General features: G+C 55.7%; 1 protein-coding gene. It reads right to left on the bottom strand.

Annotated features, from left to right (window positions below; all coding sequences use genetic code 11):
• The coding region (locus C1631_RS24470) for a hypothetical protein (RefSeq protein WP_228441524.1) at positions 1 to 341 on the bottom strand (341 nt) is incomplete at its 3' end.
• Positions 342 to 463 lie beyond the last annotated feature (122 nt).

Genomic DNA, 463 nt, shown 5'->3' with positions numbered 1-463 from the left:
TTGTTGAACACGGGTATGTTGGTAATGCGGCCCAACTCCTTAGCCAATTCGTCAACCGGCTGACGGGCGCGCGTGGTTGACGCCGGCATCGGGACGATCAGACCGATCTTGCCTAATAGAGGCAGCAACGATGCCTGCACTTGGGCCGCCAAAGGAGCAACTTGGTTCCAATCGCTTCGGTATTTGAGCTGATAGAGCGCCTCTCCTGGCTCTGATCGGGTGGTATCAAAGCGAGGATGTCCATACTCGTCATCGCCCAAATAGACGCTGGACAGGGTATGCTTGTGCAAGGCGTATCCGAGCCGCCAGCTTCCTTCGAGTTTCTTGACCTGAACCTGCATAAGTGGCGTCCCTCGCGCCGTTATCCCCTTCCGCTAGGAAGTCCGACACCGGCAACCCATACAAGATTTTGTATGGATGGGCAAGAAGGATCGGTAGGTGTAGGCGCTTGCAATCATAGCGG

The sequence above is a fragment of the Chryseobacterium phosphatilyticum genome (genome assembly GCF_002899825.2).
GTDB classification, from domain to species: Bacteria; Bacteroidota; Bacteroidia; order Flavobacteriales; family Weeksellaceae; genus Chryseobacterium; species Chryseobacterium phosphatilyticum.
The sequence above is the reverse complement of the archived record's forward strand: the minus strand, read 5'-3'. Positions and strand labels throughout refer to the sequence as shown.